Consider the following 3,334-nt stretch of genomic DNA (forward strand, 5'->3'; position numbering starts at 1 on the left):
CATTTCAACCAGTTCCAGCAGCTCTTCGTCATCAACCATGTCGCATTTGTTCAGGAACACGATGATGTAAGGAACGCCTACCTGACGACCCAGCAGGATGTGCTCACGAGTCTGCGGCATCGGGCCGTCAGTCGCAGCAACAACCAGGATCGCGCCGTCCATCTGCGCAGCACCGGTGATCATGTTTTTAACATAGTCGGCGTGGCCCGGGCAGTCTACGTGCGCGTAGTGGCGAGTCGGGGTGTCATATTCAACGTGAGAAGTGTTGATGGTGATACCACGAGCTTTTTCTTCCGGCGCGTTATCGATCTGGTCGAATGCGCGAGCAGAACCACCGTAGGTTTTAGCCAGAACGGTAGTGATTGCAGCGGTCAGAGTAGTTTTACCATGGTCAACGTGGCCGATAGTACCGACGTTGACGTGCGGTTTTGTACGTTCAAATTTTTCTTTAGACACGGCTATATTCCTTACTATAGTGCTCTCCCCTTCTGGAGAGAGCACGGGACTTTGGTTTTAACCCTGCGGCTTATTTACCACGGGCTTCGATTACGGCCTGAGCAACGTTGTTCGGCGCATCATCATACTTCAGGAACTCCATGGAGTAAGAAGCACGACCTTTGGTCAGAGAACGCAGCTGAGTTGCATATCCGAACATTTCAGACAGCGGAACTTCAGCGTGGATCACAACGCCAGTCACGTTGGATTCCTGACCGCGCAGCATACCGCGACGACGGCTAAGGTCACCGATAACGTCACCAGTGTTCTCTTCCGGAGTTTCTACTTCAACCTTCATGATCGGCTCAAGCAGAACTGGTTTCGCTTTCTTAAAGCCATCTTTAAAGGCAATAGAAGCGGCCAGTTTAAACGCCAGTTCAGAGGAGTCAACGTCGTGGTAAGAACCGAAGTGCAGACGCACGCCCAGATCAACTACCGGATAACCAGCCAGAGGACCTGCTTTCAGCTGCTCCTGGATGCCTTTATCAACGGCCGGGATGTATTCGCCAGGAATTACACCACCTTTGATGTCGTTGATGAACTCATAACCTTTCGGGTTAGAGCCCGGCTCCAGTGGGTACATGTCGATAACGACGTGACCGTACTGACCGCGACCACCAGACTGTTTAGCGTGTTTACCTTCGATATCGGTAACTTTCGCGCGAATCGCTTCGCGGTAAGCAACCTGAGGTTTACCGACGTTCGCTTCAACGTTGAATTCACGCTTCATACGGTCAACGATGATGTCGAGGTGCAGCTCACCCATACCGGCGATGATGGTCTGGTTAGATTCTTCGTCAGTCCATACGCGGAAAGACGGGTCTTCTTTAGCCAGACGGCCCAGAGCCAGACCCATTTTTTCCTGGTCAGCTTTGGTTTTCGGTTCAACAGCGATAGAGATTACCGGCTCAGGGAATTCCATACGCTCCAGAATGATCGGCGCATTAGGATCGCACAGAGTGTCACCCGTAGTTACGTCTTTCAGACCGATAGCAGCAGCGATATCGCCCGCGCGAACTTCTTTGATCTCTTCACGCTTGTTAGCGTGCATCTGTACGATACGACCGAAACGCTCACGTGCAGCTTTCACGGAGTTCAGGATGGTATCACCAGAGTTAACCACACCAGAGTACACGCGGAAGAAGGTCAGGTTACCCACGAACGGGTCGGTAGCGATTTTGAATGCCAGAGCAGCAAACGGCTCATCATCGCTAGCGTGACGCTCAGCCGGAGTATCTTTACCATCGTCCAGGATACCGTTGATCGCAGGTACGTCAACCGGGGATGGCAGGTAGTCAACTACCGCATCCAGCATCGCCTGAACACCTTTGTTCTTGAACGCAGAACCACAGGTTACCAGGATGATTTCGTTGTTCAGAACGCGCTGACGGAGAGCAGTTTTAATCTCTTCTTCAGTCAGTTCTTCACCACCCAGGTATTTCTCCATCAGCTCTTCAGAAGCTTCAGCAGCGGACTCGATCAGGTTCTGGTGCCATTCTTCGGCCAGTTCCTGCATGTCTGCCGGGATATCTTCGTAAGTGAAGGTTACACCTGCGTCTTCTTCGTTCCAGTTGATGGCTTTCATTTTCACCAGGTCAACAACACCGGTGAACGCTTCTTCAGCGCCAATCGCCAGCTGCAGCGGAACAGGGTTCGCGCCCAGACGGGTTTTGATCTGACCAACAACTTTCAGGAAGTTCGCACCCATACGGTCCATTTTGTTAACGAACGCAATGCGCGGAACTTTGTATTTGTTTGCCTGACGCCATACGGTTTCAGACTGAGGCTGAACACCACCAACTGCGCAGTAAACCATTACTGCACCATCAAGCACACGCATGGAACGTTCTACTTCGATGGTGAAGTCAACGTGCCCCGGGGTGTCGATGATGTTTACGCGATGCGGTTCATACTGCTTAGCCATACCTGACCAGAATGCAGTAGTCGCTGCGGAGGTGATAGTAATACCACGCTCCTGCTCCTGTTCCATCCAGTCCATGGTGGCAGCGCCGTCATGAACTTCACCGATTTTGTGGTTTACACCGGTGTAGAACAGAATACGTTCGGTAGTAGTAGTTTTACCGGCGTCGATGTGCGCACTGATACCGATGTTACGGTAGCGTGCGATGGGTGTTGTACGAGCCATTTGATTCCTCGTTTATTTCTTTAGGCGTTCAGTTAAGTTATCCAAAACGGGCGACTTATCTGAAGCGCCCGCCTGGTGACTAATACTCCGAAGGGATTACCAACGGTAGTGTGCGAACGCCTTGTTGGCTTCTGCCATACGGTGAACGTCTTCACGTTTCTTAACTGCAGTACCTTTGTTGTCTGCAGCATCAGAAAGTTCGTTCGCCAGACGCAGAGCCATGGATTTATCACCACGTTTACGAGCAGCTTCAACGATCCAACGCATTGCCAGAGCATTACGACGAACCGGACGGACTTCAACTGGAACCTGATAAGTAGAACCACCAACGCGGCGAGACTTAACTTCTACAGTCGGGCGCACGTTGTCGAGAGCGACTTCGAAAGCTTCCAGTTCATTTTTACCAGAGCGCTGAGCCAGGGTCTCCAGCGCGCTGTATACGATTGCTTCTGCAGTAGATTTTTTACCATCTACCATCAGGATATTTACAAATTTAGCCAGCAGTTCTGATCCGAACTTAGGATCCGGCAGGATTTTACGCTGACCAATGACGCGACGACGTGGCATGGAAATACTCCGTTGTTAATTCAGGATTGTCCAAAACTCTAAGAGTTTAGTTTGACATTAATATAAAACGTTTGGCCTTACTTAACGGAGAACCATTAAGCCTTAGGACGCTTCACGCCATACTTG

At 50.9% G+C, this 3,334-nt stretch carries 3 protein-coding genes; all 3 read right to left on the reverse strand.

Translation table 11 applies throughout. The features are described 5' to 3' along the window. The coding region (locus tag HMPREF1144_RS04570; protein WP_009651963.1) for a GTP-binding protein at window positions 1-456 on the reverse strand (456 nt) is incomplete at its 3' end. 70 nt (window positions 457-526) lie between these two features. Further along, window positions 527-2,641, reverse strand: a complete 2,115-nt coding sequence (gene fusA, locus HMPREF1144_RS04575) for an elongation factor G (protein ID WP_004115957.1) — start codon at window positions 2,639-2,641, stop codon at window positions 527-529. 96 nt (window positions 2,642-2,737) lie between these two features. Continuing rightward, window positions 2,738-3,208: a 30S ribosomal protein S7 gene (gene rpsG, locus HMPREF1144_RS04580; protein WP_004106370.1), complete on the reverse strand. Its 471-nt coding sequence runs from the start codon at window positions 3,206-3,208 to the stop codon at window positions 2,738-2,740. Window positions 3,209-3,334 lie beyond the last annotated feature (126 nt).

Source organism: Klebsiella sp. OBRC7 (assembly GCF_000293135.1).
Classification (GTDB): Bacteria; Pseudomonadota; Gammaproteobacteria; order Enterobacterales; family Enterobacteriaceae; genus Klebsiella; species Klebsiella michiganensis.

What these genes read in the sequence shown, in the direction of transcription:
- rpsG (WP_004106370.1), bottom strand. Translation starts at nt 3,208, where the DNA reads ATGCCACGTCGTCGCGTCATTGGTCAGCGTAAAATCCTGCCGGATCCT.
- fusA (WP_004115957.1), bottom strand. Translation starts at nt 2,641, where the DNA reads ATGGCTCGTACAACACCCATCGCACGCTACCGTAACATCGGTATCAGT.